This window comes from Pseudomonas sp. GD04058, assembly GCF_029836855.1.
GTDB lineage: Bacteria > Pseudomonadota > Gammaproteobacteria > Pseudomonadales > Pseudomonadaceae > Aquipseudomonas > Aquipseudomonas bharatica.
Genome location: NZ_JAOECN010000003.1, coordinates 38,333 through 59,617, shown reverse-complemented (window position 1 = coordinate 59,617; position 21,285 = coordinate 38,333). Strand labels below are relative to the sequence as shown.

The window sequence follows — 21,285 nt, the reverse complement described above, 5'->3', positions numbered from 1 at the left end:
TATGGGGAGAATCCCGTCGCCAATTCTATGCGATGCCACGCCGTTGAGAAGGGGGTGACGAAAAGAAATCCGGGCGCCCGACCGGCGGAACGAAAAAGGCCCGAAGCGCCCGTATCACGGGGGCTTCGGGCCTTTCAGGCGTGCCTCAGACCTTGGCCGGTTTGGCGGCTTTCGGCGCCTCGATGCCGTCGGCCCGGAACATCTGGCGGATGCCGCGCACAGCCTGGCGGATCCGGTCCTGGTTCTCGATCAGGGCGAAGCGCACATGATCGTCGCCGTAGTCACCGAAACCGATGCCCGGCGACACGCAGACCTTGGCTTCGGCCAGCAGCTTCTTGGAAAACTCCAGGGAACCGAGATGCTTGTATTGCTCGGGAATCTTGGCCCAGACGTACATCGACGCCTTGGGGTTCTCGACCATCCAGCCAATTTCGTGCAGGCCCTTGACCAGCACGTTGCGGCGCTGGCGGTACTGCTCGGCGATGTCGCGCACGCACTGCTGGTCGCCTTCGAGGGCTGCGATGGCCGCGACCTGCAGCGGAGTGAAGGTGCCGTAGTCGTGGTAGCTCTTGATCCGCGCCAGGGCGCTGACCAGCTCCGGATTGCCGACCATGAAGCCGATCCGCCAGCCAGCCATGTTGTAGCTCTTGGACAGGGTGAAGAACTCCACCGCGATATCCTTGGCTCCCGGCACCTGCATGATCGACGGGGCTTTCCAGCCGTCGTAGACGATGTCGGCATAGGCCAGGTCGTGGATCACCAGTACGCCATACTGCTTGGCCAGTTCAACCACCCGCTCGAAGAAGTCCAGCTCCACGCACTGCGACGTAGGGTTCGAGGGGAAGCCGAGGATCATCATCTTCGGCTTCGGAATGGACTCGCGGATGGCCCGCTCCAGCTCGGCGAAGAAGTCCACGCCCGGGACCAGCGGCACCGAACGCACCTGGGCGCCGGCGATTACCGCGCCGTAGATGTGGATCGGGTAGCTGGGGTTGGGCACCAGCACCGTGTCGCCGTGGTCCAGGGTAGCCAGCATCAGGTGTGCCAGGCCTTCCTTGGAGCCGATGGTAACGATGGCTTCGCTCTCGGGGTCGATCTCGACCTTGTAGCGGTCCTCGTACCAGCGCGAAATCGCGCGGCGCAGACGGGGGATGCCTCGGGAAGTGGAATAGCCGTGGGTGTCTTCACGCTGGGCGACCTGCACCAGCTTCTCGACGATATGCGGCGGCGTGGCCCCGTCGGGGTTGCCCATGCTCAGGTCGATGATGTCCTCGCCACGACGGCGCGCGGCCATCTTGAGTTCGGCGGTGATGTTGAAGACGTAGGGGGGAAGACGATCGATGCGCGCAAAACGGCGCGGCGAACCTTGTTCGGCCATGATTTCCTCGAAGACGTAAGCGCCCGGAACCGTCCGAGCGACGTTGGCCACTCCTGTGGCCGAGGCTGAAAGATAGGGCCGGGGGTGGATGCTTGTAAAGCGTTATTTCATGAGCCTTGTGCCGCTCTCACGGGCCCTATCGCTGGCAAGCCAGCTCCCACAGTATCAGCGGCGCATGCGATCCCTGTGGGAGCTGGCTTGCCAGCGATGAGGCCCTCAAGACAAACAAAAACGCCCCGGAACCTCTCGGCGCCGGGGCGTTTCCGTCAACCGTCGGTGCTTACTGCACGTAGGTCATCAGCACTTCCGCCGGGGTGCGGGTATCCACCGACATCATCACGCTCAGGGCAGTGATGGTGAAGATGGAGAAGGCGAATACCTTGCGCGCCCACAGGCGGTCATCGGCCACCTTGTTGCCGCCCCAGGCCATGTACAACCAGTACAGGCCCATGGCCGCCGCGACGGCCAGGTAGCTCAGGCCGGCGTAGCCGCCAGCGGTGAGCATCAGGGTGGCAACCAGGAAGGCCACGATGTACCAGATGATCTGCTTCTTCGCCGCCGCCACGCCACGGGCGACCGGCAGGACCGGAATCGACGCGGCGCGGTAGTCGTTGAAGCGGAAGATCGCGATCGCGTACGAGTGCGGCATCTGCCACAGGCTGAACATCACCAGCAGGGTCAGTGCAGCCAGGTCGAAGGTGCCGCTCACGGCGCAGTAGCCGATCACCGGAGGCATGGCACCGGACAGGCTGCCAACCAGGGTGCCGTGCACCGACTTGCGCTTGAGGTACAGGCTGTAGAAACCGACGTAGATGATGAAGCCGATCAGGCCGAACAAGGCCGCCAGGGCGTTGGCCTTGAACAACAGCAGGCCCAGGCCGGCAACCCCGAGCAGGGTGCCGTAGGCCAGGGCTACCGGCGACGAGATCGCACCTTGCACCATTGCGCGGTTCTTGGTGCGCTCCATCTTGATGTCGATGTCGCGGTCGATCCAGTTGTTGAAGACGCAACCGGACGCTACGACCAGCGAGGTACCAATCACCGTGGCGAGGAACAGCATGAAATCGACATGCCCTGCCGCAGCGAGGAAGAAACCGCCCGCCACGGACAACACGTTACCGAAGATGATTCCCGGTTTGGTGATCTGGATAAAGTGTTTCAGGGACATGCCGGATTACCTCACTTCGCCATCATGCTGGTGTGGATGCTGAACATGATCCACAGCGACAGGCCGACCAGCAGGGCGATGACCAGGCCGGTGAACAGGAACGACGTTACGTTGGAACGTGCTGCCTTCGAGCTGTCCAGGTGCAGGAAGTAGTACAGGTGCACCACGATCTGGATCACTGCGAAGGCAACGATGATCAGCAGGGTCATGTCCTTCGGCAGGGTCGGGTACATCACCAGGCCGAACGGAATGACGGTGAGGATCACCGACAGGATGAAGCCGATGGCGTACGACTTGACGCTGCCGTGGTTGGCTTCGTCGTGGCCGTGGCTGTTGTGTGCGTTAGCCATTTACAGAACCCCCATCAGGTACACGACGGTGAACACGCAGATCCAGACCACGTCCAGGAAGTGCCAGAACAGGCTCAGGCAGCTCATGCGGGTCTTGTGGGTGTTGGTGATACCGTCCTTGTTGATCTGGTACATCATGATCGCCATCCAGATCAGGCCCGCGGTCACGTGCAGACCGTGGGTGCCGACCAGGGCGAAGAAGCCAGACAGGAAGCCGCTGCGGCTAGGGCCGAAGCCTTCGCTGATCAGCAGGTGGAACTCGTTGACTTCCATGCCGATGAAGCCTGCACCCAGCAGCCAGGTGATTGCCAGCCAGGCCAGCACGCCACCCTTGTTGCCCTTGTACATCTGCAGCATGGCGAAACCGAAGGTGATACTGGAGAACAGCAGCAGCGCGGTTTCGACCAGTACGTAGTTCAGTTCGAAAATGTCATGACCCGACGGGCCGCCGGCGAAGTTGCCGGACAGCACCGCGTAGGTGGCGAAGATCGACGCAAACAGGATGCAGTCGGTCATCAGGTACAGCCAGAAACCGAATACGGTCATCTGGCTCGAGTCGTGGTGGTGATCGTCATGCCCATGGTCGTGACCATGAGCATCTGCGTTGATTACATGACTGGACATTGATTAAACCCGCTCAAACGATTCGACACGTGCACCGGCAGGCGCACCAGTGGCCAGACCCAGGGCTTTCATGCGCTCACCTTCGATGCGCGCCACTTCCTCGGCCGGAACCATGTAGCCCTGGTCGTCACGCGCAGCGTGGCGAACGAAGACCGCGACGGTGGCGAACAGGCTGACGCCGACCAGCCACCAGATGTGCCAGATGAAGGCAAAGCCGAAGATGGTCAGGAACAGGCCCATGAACACACCGGTGGAGGTGTTGTTCGGCATGTGGATCGCTTCGTACTTGGCCGGAACCTTGTACGCAACGCCGGCTTCCTTGGCTTCGTGCCAGGCATCCAGGCCGACTTTCTCAGGCATGGTGGCGAAGTTGTAGAACGCTGGTGGCGACGAAGTCGACCATTCCAGGGTACGGCCGCCCCATGGGTCGCCGGTGACGTCCAGGTTGTCCTTGCGATCGCGGATCGACACGTACAGCTGGATCAGCTGGCAAGCGATACCGAACAGGATCAGCACGGCGCCGACCACGGCAACGTACAGGTACGGTTCCCAGGCAGGGTTGTCCGAGTGGTTCAGACGACGGGTCATACCCATGAAGCCCAGGGCGTACAGCGGCATGAAGGCCACGTAGAAGCCGGAGATCCAGAACCAGAAGGCAGCCTTGCCCCACTTCTCGTTCAGGGTGAAACCGAAGGCTTTCGGGAACCAGAAGGCGAAGCCCGCCACGTAGCCGAAGACCGCACCGCCGATGATCACGTTGTGGAAGTGGGCGATCACGAACAGGCTGTTGTGCAGCACGAAGTCAGCACCTGGAACGGCCAGCAGAACGCCGGTCATGCCACCGATGGAGAAGGTGACCATGAAGCCCAGGGTCCAGAGTACTGGCGCGGTGAAGCGCAGGCGGCCCTGGTAGATGGTGAACAGCCAGTTGAACAGTTTCACGCCGGTCGGGATCGAGATCAGCATCGTCGCCAGACCGAAGAAGGTGTTGACGCTGGCGCCCGAACCCATGGTGAAGAAGTGGTGCAGCCAGACCGCAAAGCCCAGTACCGCGATCGCGCCCGATGCGTAGATCATCGAGTGGTGACCGAACAGGCGCTTGCCGGTGAAGGTCGAGGTCACTTCCGAGAACACGCCGAAGGCCGGCAGGATCAGGATGTACACCTCAGGGTGACCCCACGCCCAGAACAGGTTGACGTACATCATCGGGTTTCCACCAAGCTCGTTGGTGAAGATGTGGAAGTCCAGATAACGGTCAACGGTCAGCAGGGCCAGGGCAGCGGTCAGGATCGGGAACGAAGCCACGATCAGGACGTTGGCCCAGGTGCAGGTCCAGGTGAAGATCGGCATGTCCATCAGTTTCATGCCAGGGGCGCGCATTTTCAGCACGGTCACCAGGAAGTTCACGCCGGTCAGCGTCGTACCCAGACCCGACAACTGGAGTGCCCAGATGTAGTAGTCAACCCCGACACCCGGGCTGTACTGGATACCCGACAGCGGCGGATAGGCCACCCAGCCGGTCTTGGCGAACTCGCCCACGCCCAGGGAGATGTTGACCAGCGCAACGCCGGACACCAGCAGCCAGAAGCTCAGGGAGTTGAGGAACGGGAAGGCCACGTCGCGGGCGCCAATCTGCAGCGGCAGCGCCAGGTTCATCAGGCCGGTGAAGAATGGCATCGCCATGAAGATGATCATGATCACACCGTGGGCGGTGAAGATCTGGTCATAGTGTTCAGGCGGCAGGTAGCCCTCGGCGCCACCGGTGGCGGCCGCGAGCTGGGTACGCATCATGATCGCGTCGGCGAAGCCGCGGATCAGCATCAGCATGGCGACGATGATGTACATCACGCCGATCTTCTTGTGGTCGACCGAGGTCAGCCACTCGGACCAGAGGTAGGTCCACTTCTTGAAATAGGTGATTGCCGCGAACAACGCGATACCGCCGAGCGCGATCATGGCGAGGGTCACCATGACGATCGGCTCGTGATACGGGATCGCGTCCAGACTTAATTTACCGAACATCTCTTACTCCTCTGCCCCGGCAGCTGAATGCATACTCACGTCCATCCCTTCGGTACCGGTAGTGGCCGCTGCTTCTTTGTGCTCGGCCTTCTCGTGTACCACCGGCTTGCCGCGGTTCATGCCTTCGTACTTGTCGACGATGGTCTGGAACTGGTCGGCCGGCGCCACGCTGTACAGCGCGACTGGATTGTTTTCGCTCGGTTTGGCCAAGGCCTCGTACTCAGCTTTGTCCAGCTGCTTAGGCGACTGCTTGACTTCGTTCACCCACGCCTCGAAATCGGCCTGGGAGGTGGCGACTGCCTTGAATTTCATGCCGGTGAAGCCTGCACCGCTGTAGTTCGCCGAGATACCGTCGAACTCGCCGTTCTCGTTGGCGATCAGGTGCAGCTTGGTGGTCATGCCGGCCATCGCGTAGATCTGGCCGCCCAGCGCAGGGATGAAGAACGAGTTCATCACGGCGTCGGAGGTCACGCGGAAGTTGACCGGGGTATTGGCCGGGAAGACGATCTTGTTGACGGTGGCGATGCCTTGTTCCGGGTAGATGAACAGCCACTTCCAGTCCAGGGCGACCACGTCGATCTGCACCGGCTTCACGTCGGAAACCAGCGGACGATACGGGTCCAGCTCATGGGTGGTTTTGTAGGTGACGATACCCAGGGCGATGATGATCAGGACCGGGATGGTCCAGACCGCCACTTCGATCTTGGTCGAGTGCGACCAGTCCGGGGTGTACTTGGCAGCCTTGTTGGAAGCGCGGTACTTCCAGGCGAACGCCAGGGTCATGCAGATGACCGGGACGACCACCAGCAGCATCAGGCCGAAGGCGATCAGGATCAGGTTCTTTTGCTCAATGCCGACCTGACCTTTCGGGTCGAGCAGGGTCCAGTTGCACCCACTGAGTAAAAGCATGCCTAAAAAGGGCAGAATGCCAAACAGTCTGGGGTAACGCTTTTTACTCATCTCACGACCTCTAGATCAGCTTGCTTCAATGCAATTTGTGTTTTGGTCGCCAACACTTCTTCCTGCCTGGTGTCAGCATTTACGGGCGAATAAGGTCATACCTTGAGGAGCGTCGCTGCTCGGCATAAACCTTGGGTAGTGCGTGGTTATTGTTCTGACTTCGTAGGCAACAGGCCTGTATTTCAGACCAAGTCCATTTGGTGCGGAAAATCACGGAGGGGAGTCAGCCCGGCATCGCCGCAGGCGATGCTCGTCGAAGTCAGCAAGAAAGGCTGCGGAGCCTTTGAAACTGCGACTTGCAAGCAGTGCCGAACGGAAATTGGGGGCGATTGTAGATAGGTCGCCCCCCCTTGACTATGACTTATTGAGCAACAGTCTTTTACAGGAAGTGTAATAATCCAGCCCGAAAAATCAGTTTCGCGACAGTTTGTCGCACCCGTTCCATTAGCGCTGGAACGCCCGTCCTACAAGGGTTTCGGGTTGACGCAAGTCAATCGCCCTGTGCGCACTGTGGGAAATTTCATGGCACAAGGGACTTGCGTCAAAACATGACTTTTGTCTAACCCTGGCGACGGTTGCGCCAGATGCCCAGCGGCACCAGGACGGCGGTCAGGACGAATGCTACAAGTGCCCATTGTGCAAGGGAAAGTCCCAATACAGGCGGGTATGGTGTGGTGCAGAAGCCGTCGACCTGGAACACCAGCGGCAGCACCGAGGCCAGGGGCAGGCCGTCGACGATCGGTTGCAGGGTATCGATGCCGCAACTGACGGACGGATTGGCGAGGATATAGACATGGTTGCCGGCAGCAGCGACTCCGCCCAGGGCGCTGAGCACCACCAGGCCCTCGAAGATCGTCAGGCTGCGCCGGCCGGGCATGGCGGCGCCGATGAAGGCGAACAGGGCGATCAGCAGCAATGCATAGCGCTGCAGGATGCACAACGGGCACGGCGCCTCGCCCAGGACGATCTGCATATAGAGTGCGCCGCCGATCAATGCCAGACAGATCACGCCCAGCAGGACCAGGAAGCGCCGTTCCCGATTCAGGCGCTGCGTTTGCTCGTTCATTGCCATTCCCTTCACGTTTAAATGGATCGACTCGCGGCCACGCGAAAGCCGCGGGGCGCACAAGATGACGGTGCGCCGGCGGAAAGTCTACAGGCAGACGGCAGATCGAAGGTGAAGTCGGCGTGAAAAACGCAGGCGCAGGGTGGCAGTGAAGAGGAAGGGGATTAACGGGGAATTAATGTGTTGCCGCTGAGGGCCTTATCGCTGGCAAGCCAGCTCCCACAGGGACTGCACCTGTGGGAGCTGGCTTGCCAGCGATGAGGCCCCTGAGATCACTCCAGAGCAGCAGCCGGCCCGAAGAACTCATAGCGGCTCTGCCCTTCCGGCACCCGCAGCGCTTTAAGGTGGCGCTTGACCGCGGCCATGAAGCCCTTGGGCCCGAGGAAGTAGGCATCCAGGTCACGCTCGGCCGGCAGCCACCGATCCAGCTGGTCCTGGCTCAACGGCCCCAGCGCATCCCCCGGCAAACTCACGCCATCATCCACGTCATAGCAATAGAAGCGCTTGAGCTGCGGATAACGTGCCGCCAGGGCATCGACATGCTCACGGAACGCATGCACCCCGCCGTTGCGCGCGCAATGGATGAAATGGATCTGCCGTCCGCTTTCCAGCGCCTTGTCGAGCATGGCCAGGGTCGGGGTAATACCCACGCCGCCGCTGATCAGCACCAGCGGCTTGTCACTGGCGGCCAGGGTGAAGTCCCCCGCCGGCGGGAACAGGTTGATCCGGTCGCCGACCTTGAATTGGTCATGCAGGTAATTGGACACCTTGCCGTCCGCCTCGCGCTTGACGCTGATGCGGTACAGGCGACCGTCGCCCAGGCTCGACAGCGAATAGTTGCGGCGCTGCTCGACGCCATCGATCAGCAGTTGCAGGCCGATGTACTGGCCCGGCTCGGCCACCAGCACCGGCAGGCCATCGACCGGAGCGAAGTAGAAGGAAACGATTTCGGCGCTCTCCTCGACGCGCTCGACCAGCGTGAAAGCCCGCGCCCCGCGCCAGCCACCCTTGGCCTGCTCCTTCTGTTGGTACAGGCCCTCTTCGGCACCGATCAGGATATCCGCCAGTTGCTGATAAGCCGCGCCCCAGGCCTTCAGCACCTGCGGCGTGGCGATCTCGCGGCCAAGCACTTCCTCGATGGCGCGCAGCAGGCAGGCCCCGACGATCGGGTAATGCTCCGGAAGGATTTGCAAGGCCACATGCTTGTTGACGATCTGCCCGACCAGCCCGCCCAGTTGCTCCAGCTGGTCGATGTGCCGGGCGTACATCAGCACGCCGTTGGCCAGCGCCCGGGGCTGGTCGCCGCTGGCCTGGTGGGCCTGGTTGAACAGCGGGCGTACCTCGGGGTACTCGCTGAGCATCATCTTGTAGAAATGGGTGGTCAGGGCTTCCCCACCGCTTTCCAGCAGCGGAACGGTGGCCTTGATGATTGCACGGTCTTCGGCGGTCAGCATGAAACGACTCCTGAGCCTGATGGGCTTCTGTGTAGATACTGGTAAGTGCGTTTCAGAATCCATGCCAACGACAAAGCCCAATGAAATCGGGCATCTGCGCCCCAATAAGGTCAAAATGACCCAAGTCTGCTAGAGTCATTACGACTACATGGAGTCATTATGACCTCAACCCCTCTGCTTACCGCCCTCCTCCCCCTGGTCAGCGATCTGTCCCGCGATCTGCCCGAACGCGAGCGCTACCGCCGCCTGCTGGAGGCCATGCGTGCCTTGCTGCCCTGCGATGCCGCCGCGCTGCTGCGCCTGGACGGCGAGTGGCTGGTGCCCCTGGCCGTGGACGGTCTCAGCGCCGACACCCTGGGTCGGCGCTTCCGGGTCAGCGAGCATCCGCGCTTCGCCGCCTTGCTCAGCCGCAACGGGCCGACCCGCTTTGCCAGCGACAGCGAACTGCCCGATCCCTACGACGGCCTGGTCGAGGGCCTGCACCAGCAACTGGAGGTCCACGATTGCATGGGTTGCCCGTTGTTCGTCGACGAACGGCCCTGGGGCTTGCTGACCCTGGATGCGCTACAGCCGGACAGCTTTCGGCAAGCCGAGCTGGACTCCCTGCAAGCCTTCGCCAGCCTGGCGGCGGCCACGGTCAACGTGGCCCAGCGTATCGAAGGTCTGGCCCTGCGCGCCGAGGTCTATCGCCAGGCCAGCGACCAGCAGGCCAAGGAACTGATCGGCCAGAGCAAGGCGCATAAGCGCCTGCTGGAAGAGATCCGCCTGGTCGGCGGCAGCGACCTGACCGTGCTGGTCACCGGCGAGACCGGGGTCGGCAAGGAACTGGTGGCCCAGGCCATCCACCAGGCCTCGTCGCGTGCCGACAAGCCGCTGATCAGCCTCAACTGCGCGGCATTGCCCGACACCCTGGTGGAAAGCGAATTGTTCGGTCATGTGCGCGGCGCCTTTACCGGTGCCGTGGGCGAACGGCGCGGCAAGTTCGAGCTGGCCAATGGCGGCACGCTGTTCCTCGATGAAGTGGGCGAACTGTCCTTGATGGTCCAGGCGAAACTGCTGCGGGTCTTGCAGAGCGGCCAGTTGCAGCGCCTCGGCTCGGACCAGGAGCACCGCGTCGATGTCCGCCTGATCGCCGCCACCAACCGCGACCTGGCCGAGGAAGTCCGTGCCGGTCGTTATCGCGCTGATTTCTATCATCGCCTGAGCGTCTATCCCTTGCCGGTGCCAGCCCTGCGCGAGCGCGGTCGCGATGTGCTGCTGCTGGCCGGCTACTTCCTCGAACAGAACCGTTCGCGCATGGGCCTCAACAGCCTGCGCCTGAGCGCAGAGGCCCAGGCCGCGTTGCTGGCCTACGACTGGCCGGGCAATGTGCGCGAACTGGAACACCTGATCGGGCGCTCGGCGCTCAAGGCGCTGGGGCAGCATCGGGACCGGCCACGCATCCTGACCCTCGACGCCGCCGACCTGGACCTGCCTGGCGTCACCACGCCATCCGCGACACCGCCGCCGGTCAGCAGCGACGGGGAACGCGGCGGCGACCTGCGCCAGGCCCTGGACAACTACCAGCGCCAGTTGATCGGCCAATGCCTGGAGCGCCACCAGCACAACTGGGCCAGCGCGGCACGTGAACTGGGCCTGGACCGGGCCAACCTCGCGCGCCTGGCGCGCCGGCTTGGCCTGCGCTGATTTACGAATATGCTAAAGGGCTGCGCGCTCGGGTCGATAACCCGGCACAAGCCCCCGAATCCATCCTCTACGCACGAAGGTTTCTATGTTCTCGCAAAAAACCCGCGCGGACTCGCTGTCGCTGCTGCTCTTCACCTTGCGCAGCGGCAAGCTGATGGCGATCAACCTGCTCAAGGTCAGCGAGATCATTCCCTGCCCGCCCTTGACCCGCCTGCCCGAGGCCCATCCCCACGTCAAGGGCGTGGCGACCCTGCGCGGCAACTCGCTGCCGGTGATCGACCTGTCCCGCGCCATCGGTGAGCGGCCACTGGCCGATCCCGACGGTGGCTGCCTGATCGTCACCGATATCAGCCGCTCCAAGCAGGGCCTGCATGTACAGGCGGTGGCGCGCATCGTCCACTGCAAGAGCACCGACATCCGCCCGCCGCCCTATGGCTCGGGGGAGAAGTCGTTCATTACCGGCGTGACCCGGATCGACGACACCCTGGTACAGGTGCTGGATATCGAGAAAGTCATCCACACCATTACCCCGGCCCATCACCAGGAAGCGCCTTCGCAGATCAACGAAGAGGACGCCGCCATCCTCAAGGCCACCAACATCCTGGTGGTGGATGACAGCCAGGTGGCGCTGCAGCAGTCGGTCTACACCCTTCGTGGGCTCGGGCTGGAGTGCCACACGGCGCGCAGTGCCAAGGACGCCATTGCGGTGTTGCTGGACCTGCAGGGCACCGAGCAGGAAATCGACGTGGTGGTCTCGGATATCGAGATGTCGGAAATGGATGGCTACTCGTTCACCCGCACCTTGCGTGAAACACCGGATTTCCAGCATCTCTATGTGCTGCTGCACACCTCGCTGGACAGTGCGATGAACAGTGAAAAAGCCAAGGCAGCCGGGGCTAATGCGGTGTTGACCAAATTCTCTTCGCCGGAGCTGACCGACTGCCTGATCGTTGCGGCGCGGACCGTGGCCTTTACCGAAAGATAATGGTTGCTGCCGCGGGCCTCATCGCTGGCAAGCCAGCTCCCACAGGGTCCGTGTGCACCGCAACCTGTGGGAGCTGACCGACTGCCTGATCGTCGCGGCGCGGACGGTGGCCTTTACCGAAAGATATTGGTTGCTGCCGAGGGCCTCATCGCTGGCAAGCCAGCTCCCACAGGGGCCGTGTGCACCGCCGAACCTGTGGGAGCTGGCTTGCCAGCGATGAGGCCCGCAAGAACACCATAAAGATCAGGCATACTCCGGCACTTAGCCCCCAGAGGAGCCAGTTCCCTCATGAAAGCCGCCATCCTCAGCCTGCTTCTGCTTGCCCCTCTCGCCCACGCTTCCAGCGACCAGGCCTGGGCCGAGCACGACAAGCAACTGCTGCGCGCCTGCACCGCGGCCAGCCAGCTCAAGGACGTCCGCGCCCTGGGCAAGAGCGCCGAATTCGATGACCGCAGCGGCTATTCTGCGCTGCTTCTGCAGGGCCGCTACCCGCAAAAGCACATGAACAACCGCAAGGGCACCGAACTGTGCCTCTACGACCGGCGCCAGAAGAGCGCCTACGTCACCGAATGGACCCCAGGGAAACCGTGAACAGCGCCTCCGATACCACCCGCTTCCACTGCACCGGCTGCGGCCGTTGCTGCACAGGCCACCATGTCCCCCTGACCCTGGGCGAAGCGCAACAGTGGGTCGATGACGGCGGCCAGGTCATCGTGCTGGTCGAGGCCTTCCTCGCCAACGGCATCGGGCTGCCCGCCGAACAACAGGACCACGCCCGCCGTCGCTCCTGCGCCGTGCCCTGCGGCGACACCGAGGCGTATGTCGCCATCACCTTCGCTGCCTTCAATCCGGGCCCGTGCCGCAACCTCGACGCCGAGCTGCGCTGCATGATCTACGAGCGGCGCCCGCTGGTCTGCCGCATCTACCCGATGGAAATCAATCCGCATATTCCGCTGCGCCCGCAGGCCAAGGACTGCCCGCCGGAAGCCTGGGAAGACGGCGAGGTGCTGATTCACCGCGAGCGCGTGCTGGATCCGACGCTGATGGAACTGATCGAACGCTCGCGCCAGGCCGACCGCGACGATATTCGCAACAAGACCTTGATCTGCCAGCGCCTGGGCATCGACACCAGCGCGCTGAAAGGCAACGGTTTTACCGCCTACCTGCCGGACACCAGCGCACTGCACCAGGCCATGGGCGATACCGCCGCCGACACCCAGGCGGCTCTCGCCGAGTGGATCCTGCACGTGGAAGATGGCGAGCTTGCCGGAAAACTCGGCTCGGCAGGGGCCAGGGTCACCGGCACCAGCGCCGGGCACTACAGCTTCATCGGGTTCTGATTCGGCATTACTGGCGCCGGCACCAGAACTCTTCGGCCAGGCGCCGCAGGTCTTCGGCGAGCCCGGCCACGTCGCTGGCCGTGGAATGACCGCGCTGGCCCGCCGTGACGCTTTGCTCGCTGGCCTGGCGAATGCTGATGATGTTGCGGTTGATGTCTTCGCTGACCAGGCTCTGCTGCTCCACCGCCGAGGCGATCTGCAGGCTCATCTCGCTGATCTGGTTGACCCGCTGGCTGATGCCGTGCAGCGCCTGGGTGGCGTGCTGGGCCTGCTCGACGCTCTGGCCGGCATGGTCGCTGCTCTGCTGCATCGCCTGCACTGCATCCCGGGCGCCGTTCTGCAGCATGGTGATCATGCGCTGGATCTCACCGGTCGATTGCGCGGTGCGCTGGGCCAGGCCGCGGACCTCATCGGCCACCACTGCGAAGCCACGCCCGTGATCCCCGGCCCGCGCCGCCTCTATCGCTGCGTTCAGGGCCAGCAGGTTGGTTTGCTCGGCAATGCTGTGGATAACCTCCAGCACGCCGGAAATCTCTTCGCTGTGGTTTTCCAGGGTGTGGACAACGTCGGTCGCCTCGGCCAGGACACCCGCCAGTTGCAGGATGGTGCTACGGCTCTGGTCTACCAGTTGATGCCCGACCTGGGTCTCGCCTTCGGCCTGGTCCGCCGCCTTCGAAGCCTGTTGCGCACTGTTGGCGACCTCGGCGACCCGCGCCGCCATGCGGTTGATCGCTTCGGCGACCTGGTCGGCATCGCCCTGCTGGCCGAGGGTGGTGGTATGGCTGTGTTGCAGATGGCTGGCCAGCTCGGCGGTATGCCCGGCCAGGCGCCTGGAGGTGTCGCCGATGCGCCCGACCACCGCGCCTATCTGCGCTTCGAGCATCTGCAGGGCGAACTCGACCTGCCCCACGGTATCGCGACGGCCGGTGTACAGGCGCTGGCTCAGCGGGTTGTCGGCGATGTCACGGGCGCGTGCGCCAAGGCGCTCCAGCGGGCTCAGGGTCCGTTTGATCATCAGCGCGGCAAGTCCGGCGAACACTCCCCACTGCGCTACGGCCCGCCCGGGAAACTCCGGCAGCAGAAGCTCGCTGCCGCCCATCACCACGGCCAGCAATGCGCCCAGGCCCAGGGACAGGCGCGTGCCCATGCCCAATGCCGGCAGGCGCTCCGCCAGGCTGCGCTGGCCACTGCGCAAGCGCGCGTAATACCGCTCGGCCGCGTCGATCTGCGCCGCGCTCGGCTTGGTCCGCACCGACTGGTACTCGACGGTCTGGCCATGGCTGGTGATCGGCGAAACGAAGGCGCTGACCCAATAGTGATCGCCGTTCTTGCAGCGGTTCTTGACCAACCCCATCCACGAGCGTCCCTTCTTCAGGGTCTGCCACATATGTTCGAAGGCCGCCGGTGGCATGTCCGGATGGCGCACGATATGGTGCGCGCTGCCGATCAGCTCCTCGCGGGAAAACCCGCTGATGCGGATGAACTCGTCATTGGCGTAGGTGATAGCACTCGTCAGATCCGTGGTGGACAGGATGTTCGCATCCACGGGGTAATCCACATTTCGACCGGTCACAGGCAGATTGCTCTTCATCGAGAGGCGCTCGTCGTTCGGATGGGGGTATGAAAGCAGGGCGCAGATACTACGTTTGGCCCCTTGACGGAAACTTGACCCAGAGCAGCATTAAGGCCTATCGCCATCACCGTCCATCCGTAACGATCCGTAGCTGACATTCGTGACAGCCAGCCGTCACGGTGGCGACCCGTTCTGTCCTATATAAGGGTATGCAGCCCTTACTCTTCACTCCTGTCGGCGCCTTTGACGCATGCGAATCTCCAGCCCTCGAACGCTGCTTGTCCTCCTGGCCATCGTCCTTCTGGCCGGCGCCGCATGGTTCGTCAACAAGCGCCCGCAGGCCGCACGCCCCACGGCCTCCAGCGCCATCCCGGTCAGCGTGATCGCCGTGCAGCGCGAGGATGTCCCGCATTTGCTCAGCGCCATCGGCACCGTGCAGTCGCTGCACAGCGTGGTGATCCGCCCCCAGGTGGAGGGCGTGCTGACGCGGATCGCGGTGCAGGAAGGCCAGGAGGTACACAAGGGCGACCTGCTGGCGACCCTCGATGACCGCGCCATCCGCGCCAGCCTCGACCAGGCCCGCGCCCAGCTTGGCCAGAGCCAGGCCCAGTTGCAGGTGGCGCAGACCGACCTGAAGCGTTATCGCCTGCTCAGCGAAGACAACGGTATCTCGCGCCAGACCCTCGACCAGCAGCAAGCGCTGGTCAACCAGCTCCAGGCCACGCTGCTCGGCAACCAGGCGAATATCGCCGCGGCCGAGGTACAACTGTCCTATACCCGGATCCTGTCGCCGGTCAGCGGCCGGGTCGGCATCCGCAACGTCGATGAAGGCAACCTGGTGCGCAGCACCGACACCCAGGGCCTGTTCAGCGTGACCCGCCTCGACCCGATCAACGTGGAGTTCTCCGTCCCGCAGAGCTGGCTGCCGACCCTGCAACAGCTCACCGCCAGCCGCGAGGCCGCACCGATCAAGGCCTATCTGGAAGGCGACGGCGACACCGGCGGGCAACTGCTCGGCGAAGGCCGCCTGAGCCTGATCGACAACCAGATCGCCGCCGGCACCGGCACCTTGCGCGCCAAGGCCACCTTCGCTAACCCCGATGCACGCCTGTGGCCCGGCCAACTGGTGACCCTGCGGGTGCAGACCGGCATCGAGCGCGATGCCCTGGTGGTCCCGCCGGGTGTGGTGCGCCAGGGCGTGGACAAGCATTTCGTCTACCGCATCGCCGGGGACAAGGCCGAGGCGGTACCGGTCAAGGTGACCTACCAGGACAGCAAGCTCAGCGTCATCACCGGCGTCGAGGCCAACGACCGCCTGGTCGCCGACGGCCAGTCGCGGCTCAAGCCCGGCGCCACCGTGGAAATCCTCGAGGCCAGGCCGGCCAGCGAGGATGTCGCCCGTAGCGAAGCGAGCGTACAACCATGAACGCGGCCCTGCCCGGCGGTCGCGGCGGTATCTTCGCCTGGTGCATCGAGCGTCCGGTCGCCACCCTGCTGCTGACCTTCGCCCTGGTCCTGCTCGGGGCCATCGCCTTTCCGCGCCTGCCGGTGGCGCCACTGCCGGAGGCCGACTTTCCGACCATCCAGGTCACCGCCAACCTGCCCGGGGCCAGCCCGGAAACCATGGCCTCGTCGGTCGCCACGCCGCTGGAGGTGCAGTTCAGCGCCATCCCCGGCATGACCCAGATGACCTCCAGCAGCGCCCTGGGCTCCACCAGCCTGATCCTGCAATTCACCCTCGACAAGAACATCGACACCGCCGCCCAGGAAGTCCAGGCGGCGATCAACACCGCCACCGCGCGCCTGCCCCAGGACATGCCGAGCCCGCCGACGTGGCGCAAGGTCAACCCGGCCGACAGCCCGGTGCTGATCCTCACGGTCAGTTCCGAGCACATGCCGGCCAACGAACTCAGCGATTACGCCGAAACCCTCCTGGCCCGGCAATTGAGCCAGATCGACGGGGTCGGCCTGGTCAACATCACCGGCCAGCAACGCCCGGCGATCCGCGTCCAGGCCCAGCCGGACAGGCTCGCCGCCCTCGGCCTGACCCTGGCCGACCTGCGCCTGGCCATCCAGCAGACCAGCCTCAACCTGGCCAAGGGCGCACTCTATGGCGAAAGCAGCGTGTCCACCCTGGCGACCAACGACCAGCTGTTCCACCCCGAGCAATACGCGCAACTGATCGTCTCCTACCGCAACGGCGCGCCGGTCCAGCTCAAGGATGTGGCCAAGGTCATCAGCGGTGCGGAGAACGCCTACGTCAAGGCCTGGTCCGGCGCTCAGCAGGGCCTGAACCTGGTGATCTTCCGCCAGCCCGGGGCGAACATTGTCGATACCGTGGACCGGGTCAACGACGCGCTGCCGCGCCTGGAAGAGATGCTCCCGGCCACGGTCAACGTCTCGGTGCTGCAGGACCGCACCCAGACCATCCGCGCCTCGCTGCACGAGGTGGAACTGACCCTGGCCATCGCCGTGCTGCTGGTGATCGCGGTGATGGCGCTGTTCCTGCGGCAGTGGTCGGCGACCCTGATCGTCTCGGCGGTGCTCGGGGTCTCGCTGGTCGCCAGCTTTGCCTTCATGTACGTGATGGGCTTCAGCCTGAACAACCTGACCCTGGTGGCGATCGTCATCGCCGTGGGCTTCGTGGTGGACGACGCGATCGTCGTGGTGGAGAACATCCACCGCCATCTGGAAGCGGGTGACAGCCGTCGCGAGGCGGCGATGAAGGGCGCGCGGGAGATCGGTTTCACCGTGGTGTCGATCAGTTTTTCCCTGGTGGCGGCCTTCATTCCCCTGCTGTTCATGGGCGGGGTGGTCGGCCGGCTGTTCAAGGAATTCGCCCTGACCGCCACCTCGACCATCCTGATCTCGGTGCTGGTGTCCCTGACCCTGGCGCCGACCCTGTGTGCCCTGTTCATGAATGCCCCGGGCCACGACAAGGAGAAGAAGCCAGGCTTCGGCGAGCGTCTGGTCGCCGCCTATGAACGCCTGCTGGACAAGGCCCTGGCCCATCAACGCCTGATGCTCGGTGTGTTCTTCCTCAGCACCGCGCTGGCGGTGGTGGGCTATGTGCTGATTCCCAAGGGTTTCTTCCCGGTGCAGGACACCGGTTTCGTGCTCGGCACCAGCGAGGCGGCAGCGGACGTTTCCTACCCGGACATGATCGCCAAGCACCAGGCCCTGGCCGAGATCATTGGCGCCGACCCGGCGGTACGCGCCTTCTCCCACTCGGTGGGCGTCACCGGCAGCAACCAGACCATCGCCAACGGACGTTTCTGGATTTCCCTCAAGGACCGCGGCGAGCGCGACGTGTCCGCCAGCGAGTTCATCGACCGCCTGCGGCCGAAGCTGGCGAAGGTCCCCGGCGTGGTCCTCTACCTGCGCGCCGGCCAGGACATCAACCTGAGTTCCGGCCCCAGCCGCAGCCAGTACCAGTACGTGCTCAAGAGCAACGACGGCCCGGCCCTTAACCTGTGGACCGAACGCCTGACCGAACGGCTGAAGGCCAACCCGGCGTTCCGCGACCTGTCCAACGACCTGCAACTGGGCGCCAGCGTCACCCGCATCGAGATCGACCGCAAGGCCGCCGCGCGCTTCGGCCTGACCACCGCGGATGTCGACCAGGCCCTCTACGACGCCTTCGGCCAGCGGCAGATCAGCGAATTCCAGACCGAGACCAACCAGTACAAGGTCATCCTCGAACTGGATGCCCGCCAGCGCGGCCGCGCGGAAAGCCTGAATTACTTCTACCTGCGATCGCCGCTGAGCGGTGAAATGGTCCCGCTGGCGGCGCTGGCGAACGTCCAGGCGCCGAGCACCGGCCCGCTATCGATCGCCCACGACGGCCTGTTCCCGGCGGCCAACCTGTCGTTTAACCTGGCGCCCGGCGTCGCGCTTGGCGATGCCGTGAGCATCCTCGAACGGACCCAGCGCGAACTGGGCATGCCGGCCTCGATCAGCGGCACCTTCCAGGGCGCGGCCCAGGCCTTCCAGAGTTCGCTGTCGAGCCAGCCATGGCTGATCCTCGCCGCGCTGGTGGCGGTGTACATCATCCTCGGCGTGCTCTACGAGAGCTTCGTCCACCCGCTGACCATCATCTCCACCCTGCCCCCGGCCGGCCTCGGCGCCCTGGCCCTGCTCTGGCTGTGGGGGCAGGACTTCACCATCATGGGCCTGATCGGCGTGGTGCTGTTGATCGGCATCGTCAAGAAGAACGGCATCCTGCTGATCGACTTCGCCCTGGACGCCCAGCGCAACCAGGGCATGAGCGCCGAGGAAGCCATTCACAAGGCCTGCCTGACGCGCTTCCGGCCGATCATCATGACCACCCTCGCCGCCCTGCTCGGTGCCGTGCCGCTGATGCTCGGTGCCGGGGCCGGCGCCGAACTGCGCCAGCCGCTGGGGATCGCCGTGGTCGGCGGGCTGCTGGTCAGCCAGGCCCTGACGCTGTTCACCACGCCGGTCATATACTTGGCCCTCGAGCGCCTGTTCCACCGCCGCCAGCGCCCTGCACCGGCGCCCCGGCCGATTGCCCATTGAGAGCCGACCATGCGCGTGCTGATTATCGAAGACGAAGAAAAAACCGCCGACTACCTGCACCGCGGTCTCACCGAGCAGGGCTTTACCGTGGACCTGGCGCGGGACGGCATCGAGGGCCTGCACCTGGCGCTGGAGGGCGATTACTCGGTGATCGTCCTCGACGTGATGCTCCCGGGCCTGGACGGCTACGGCGTGCTCCGTGCCCTGCGCGCGCGCAAGCAGACCCCGGTGATCATGCTCACCGCCCGCGAGCGGGTCGAAGACCGTATCCATGGTCTGCGCGAAGGCGCCGATGATTACCTGGGCAAGCCGTTTTCCTTCCTCGAACTGGTCGCCCGCCTGCAGGCCCTGACCCGACGCAGTGGCGGCCATGAACCGGTGCAGATCCAGGTCGCCGACCTCTGGGTCGACCTGATCAGCCGCAAGGCCAGCCGCGCCGGGCAACGCCTGGACCTGACCGCCAAGGAATTCTCCCTGCTCAGTGTCCTGGCCCGGCGCCAAGGCGAGATCCTGTCGAAAACGGCGATCGCCGAGCTGGTCTGGGACATCAATTTCGACAGCGACGCCAATGTCGTCGAAGTGGCGATCAAGCGCCTGCGGGCCAAGCTCGACGGGCCCTTCGAAAGCAAATTGCTGCACACCATCCGGGGAATGGGCTATGTCCTGGAAAACCGTGCGGGCTAACTCCCTGGCGCTGCGCCTCAGCGCCCTGTTCACCGGGGTTGCGGCGCTGGTGTTCGTGCTGATCGGCTGGGCGTTGTACAAGCAGGTGGACCGCAGCCTCGACCTGCTGCCCTCGGCCGAGCTGGAGGCGCGCTACAGCGTGCTGGAATCCTCGCTGATGCGCTTCGGCAACCAGGAACACTGGGGCAAGGTCACCCGCAAGCTCGACCTGCTAAGCGAGGAAGACCGGCGCATCCGCTTCTGGGTGGTGAGCAGCGACAGCCGCTACGAATATGGCCAGCCGGACGCGGTGATCCGGCATATCGCCGAGGGCCGACCGGGGATGCGCGACGTCTACCTGGCCGACAGTCCGTACCCGTTCAAGATCATGCTCAGCGAACTGCCGGCACTGGAGCAGCGCCCGCCGCTGCGCTTCCTCATCGGTATCGACACCGACACCTTCTGGAATACCCAGCGCACCCTGCTGATCGCCCTGGTCAGCCTGGCCGTGGTCGGTGTGCTGCTGGCCTCGGCGCTGGGCTACTGGGTAGCGCGAATAGGCTTGCGGCCACTGCGCCAGCTTTCCGACGAAGCCCAGCAACTGGCACCGCCGCGGCTTAGCGGGAGGTTGCGGGTCTCGGCGCTGCCGCCTGAGCTGGAGCAATTCGCCCAGGCCTTCAACGCCGCGCTGGAGCGGGTCGACCAGGCCTACTCGCGGCTGGAGGCCTTCAACGCCGATGTCGCCCATGAACTGCGTTCACCGCTGACCAACCTGATCGGCCAGACCCAGGTCGCCCTCACCCGCGGGCGCAGCGCCGAACATTACTTCGAAGTGCTGCAATCGAACCTCGAGGAGCTGGAGCGGCTACGCAGCATCATCAACGACATGCTCTTCCTCGCCAGCGCCGACCAGGGCAGCAAGGCCACGGCGCTGATCAGCACCTCGCTGGCCGAGGAAGTGGCGACCACCCTCGACTACCTGGACTTCATCCTCGAAGACGCCCAGGTGCGCGTCGAAGTGACCGGGGACGCCCAGGTGCGGATCGAAAAGGCCCATCTGCGCCGGGCGCTGATCAACCTGATCAACAACGCGGTGCAGCACACCGGGGCGCAGCAGGTGATCCACGTGAGCATCGACAGCAGCGAGGGGCAGGTGTGCATTGCCGTGAGCAATCCGGGGCCGGCGATCGGCGACGAGCACCTGGCGCGCCTGTTCGAGCGCTTCTACCGGGTGGATGCGGCGCGCAGCAACATCGGCGGCGGCAACCACGGGCTGGGGCTGGCGATCGTCAAGGCGATCGCGGTGATGCATGGCGGCAGCGTGTTCGTGCGCAGCCAGGATGGCGCCAACACCTTCGGCATTCTCCTGCCCGCTTGAGGGCCCTATCGCTGGCAAGCCAGCTCCCACAGGTATCGTGTGCACCGCTGGACCTGTGGGAGCTGGCTTGCCAGCGATGAGGCCCTCACTGACACCAAA

Annotated in this window: 17 protein-coding genes; 8 read left to right on the top strand and 9 right to left on the bottom strand. The window is 64.1% G+C overall.

Annotated elements, in window-relative coordinates:
- Positions 1-145 precede the first annotated feature (145 nt).
- The 8 genes from alaC to hmpA all read right to left on the bottom strand — a co-directional run bounded on the left by alaC (position 146) and on the right by hmpA (position 9,022).
- Entirely contained in the window at positions 146-1,378 is a 1,233-nt protein-coding gene (alaC, locus tag N7650_RS03720; protein WP_009404393.1) for an alanine transaminase, read from the bottom strand.
- A 280-nt stretch (positions 1,379-1,658) separates the two neighbouring features.
- The gene (gene cyoE, locus N7650_RS03715; protein ID WP_279897152.1) at positions 1,659-2,546 is read right to left on the bottom strand and encodes a heme o synthase; all 888 of its coding nucleotides are present in this window, start codon (positions 2,544-2,546) and stop codon (positions 1,659-1,661) included.
- 11 nt (positions 2,547-2,557) lie between these two features.
- Positions 2,558-2,896 (bottom strand): cytochrome o ubiquinol oxidase subunit IV, encoded by a 339-nt coding sequence (gene cyoD, locus N7650_RS03710; RefSeq protein WP_009404395.1) that lies wholly within the window; start codon positions 2,894-2,896, stop codon positions 2,558-2,560.
- Positions 2,897-3,520, bottom strand: a complete 624-nt coding sequence (gene cyoC / locus N7650_RS03705; RefSeq protein WP_037061693.1) for a cytochrome o ubiquinol oxidase subunit III — start codon at positions 3,518-3,520, stop codon at positions 2,897-2,899. It lies immediately after the preceding gene.
- Positions 3,521-3,523: 3 nt separating this feature from the next.
- Positions 3,524-5,542 (bottom strand): cytochrome o ubiquinol oxidase subunit I, encoded by a 2,019-nt coding sequence (gene cyoB, locus N7650_RS03700; RefSeq protein ID WP_009404397.1) that lies wholly within the window; start codon positions 5,540-5,542, stop codon positions 3,524-3,526.
- 3 nt (positions 5,543-5,545) lie between these two features.
- The gene (gene cyoA / locus N7650_RS03695; RefSeq protein ID WP_009404398.1) at positions 5,546-6,502 is read right to left on the bottom strand and encodes a ubiquinol oxidase subunit II; all 957 of its coding nucleotides are present in this window, start codon (positions 6,500-6,502) and stop codon (positions 5,546-5,548) included.
- A 559-nt stretch (positions 6,503-7,061) separates the two neighbouring features.
- Positions 7,062-7,568 (bottom strand): disulfide bond formation protein B, encoded by a 507-nt coding sequence (locus N7650_RS03690; protein WP_009404399.1) that lies wholly within the window; start codon positions 7,566-7,568, stop codon positions 7,062-7,064.
- Positions 7,569-7,840: 272 nt separating this feature from the next.
- Positions 7,841-9,022: an NO-inducible flavohemoprotein gene (gene hmpA / locus N7650_RS03685; RefSeq protein WP_279897151.1), complete on the bottom strand. Its 1,182-nt coding sequence runs from the start codon at positions 9,020-9,022 to the stop codon at positions 7,841-7,843.
- A gap of 159 nt (positions 9,023-9,181) precedes the next feature.
- Between hmpA and norR the strand changes: the two genes are divergently transcribed.
- The 4 genes from norR to N7650_RS03665 all read left to right on the top strand — a co-directional run bounded on the left by norR (position 9,182) and on the right by N7650_RS03665 (position 13,033).
- A complete protein-coding gene (norR, locus tag N7650_RS03680) occupies positions 9,182-10,708 on the top strand; it encodes a nitric oxide reductase transcriptional regulator NorR (RefSeq protein WP_279897150.1) in 1,527 nt (508 codons plus the stop codon).
- 85 nt (positions 10,709-10,793) lie between these two features.
- Positions 10,794-11,693: a chemotaxis protein gene (locus tag N7650_RS03675; RefSeq protein ID WP_279897149.1), complete on the top strand. Its 900-nt coding sequence runs from the start codon at positions 10,794-10,796 to the stop codon at positions 11,691-11,693.
- Between the two features lie 288 nt (positions 11,694-11,981).
- Positions 11,982-12,284, top strand: coding sequence for a hypothetical protein (locus N7650_RS03670; protein WP_009404403.1), 303 nt, complete (start codon positions 11,982-11,984; stop codon positions 12,282-12,284).
- On the top strand, positions 12,263-13,033 hold the full coding sequence (locus N7650_RS03665) for a YkgJ family cysteine cluster protein (RefSeq protein WP_051032726.1): 771 nt from the start codon (positions 12,263-12,265) through the stop codon (positions 13,031-13,033). Before N7650_RS03670 ends, N7650_RS03665 begins: the two co-directional genes overlap by 22 nt.
- A gap of 7 nt (positions 13,034-13,040) precedes the next feature.
- Here the strand turns inward: N7650_RS03665 and N7650_RS03660 are convergent, their stop codons facing one another.
- Positions 13,041-14,624 (bottom strand): PAS domain-containing methyl-accepting chemotaxis protein, encoded by a 1,584-nt coding sequence (locus N7650_RS03660; protein WP_064302722.1) that lies wholly within the window; start codon positions 14,622-14,624, stop codon positions 13,041-13,043.
- A 232-nt stretch (positions 14,625-14,856) separates the two neighbouring features.
- Here N7650_RS03660 and N7650_RS03655 point away from each other — a divergent pair, with 232 nt between their 5' ends.
- From N7650_RS03655 to N7650_RS03640, 4 genes are read left to right on the top strand one after another with little or no spacing between them, the layout of a single operon-like run.
- The gene (locus tag N7650_RS03655; RefSeq protein WP_279897148.1) at positions 14,857-16,032 is read left to right on the top strand and encodes an efflux RND transporter periplasmic adaptor subunit; all 1,176 of its coding nucleotides are present in this window, start codon (positions 14,857-14,859) and stop codon (positions 16,030-16,032) included.
- The gene (locus tag N7650_RS03650; RefSeq protein WP_279897147.1) at positions 16,029-19,145 is read left to right on the top strand and encodes a multidrug efflux RND transporter permease subunit; all 3,117 of its coding nucleotides are present in this window, start codon (positions 16,029-16,031) and stop codon (positions 19,143-19,145) included. The genes N7650_RS03655 and N7650_RS03650 overlap by 4 nt, the downstream gene beginning before the upstream one ends.
- A gap of 9 nt (positions 19,146-19,154) precedes the next feature.
- The gene (locus N7650_RS03645; protein WP_009404408.1) at positions 19,155-19,829 is read left to right on the top strand and encodes a heavy metal response regulator transcription factor; all 675 of its coding nucleotides are present in this window, start codon (positions 19,155-19,157) and stop codon (positions 19,827-19,829) included.
- Positions 19,804-21,186: a heavy metal sensor histidine kinase gene (locus tag N7650_RS03640; RefSeq protein ID WP_009404409.1), complete on the top strand. Its 1,383-nt coding sequence runs from the start codon at positions 19,804-19,806 to the stop codon at positions 21,184-21,186. Before N7650_RS03645 ends, N7650_RS03640 begins: the two co-directional genes overlap by 26 nt.
- Positions 21,187-21,285 lie beyond the last annotated feature (99 nt).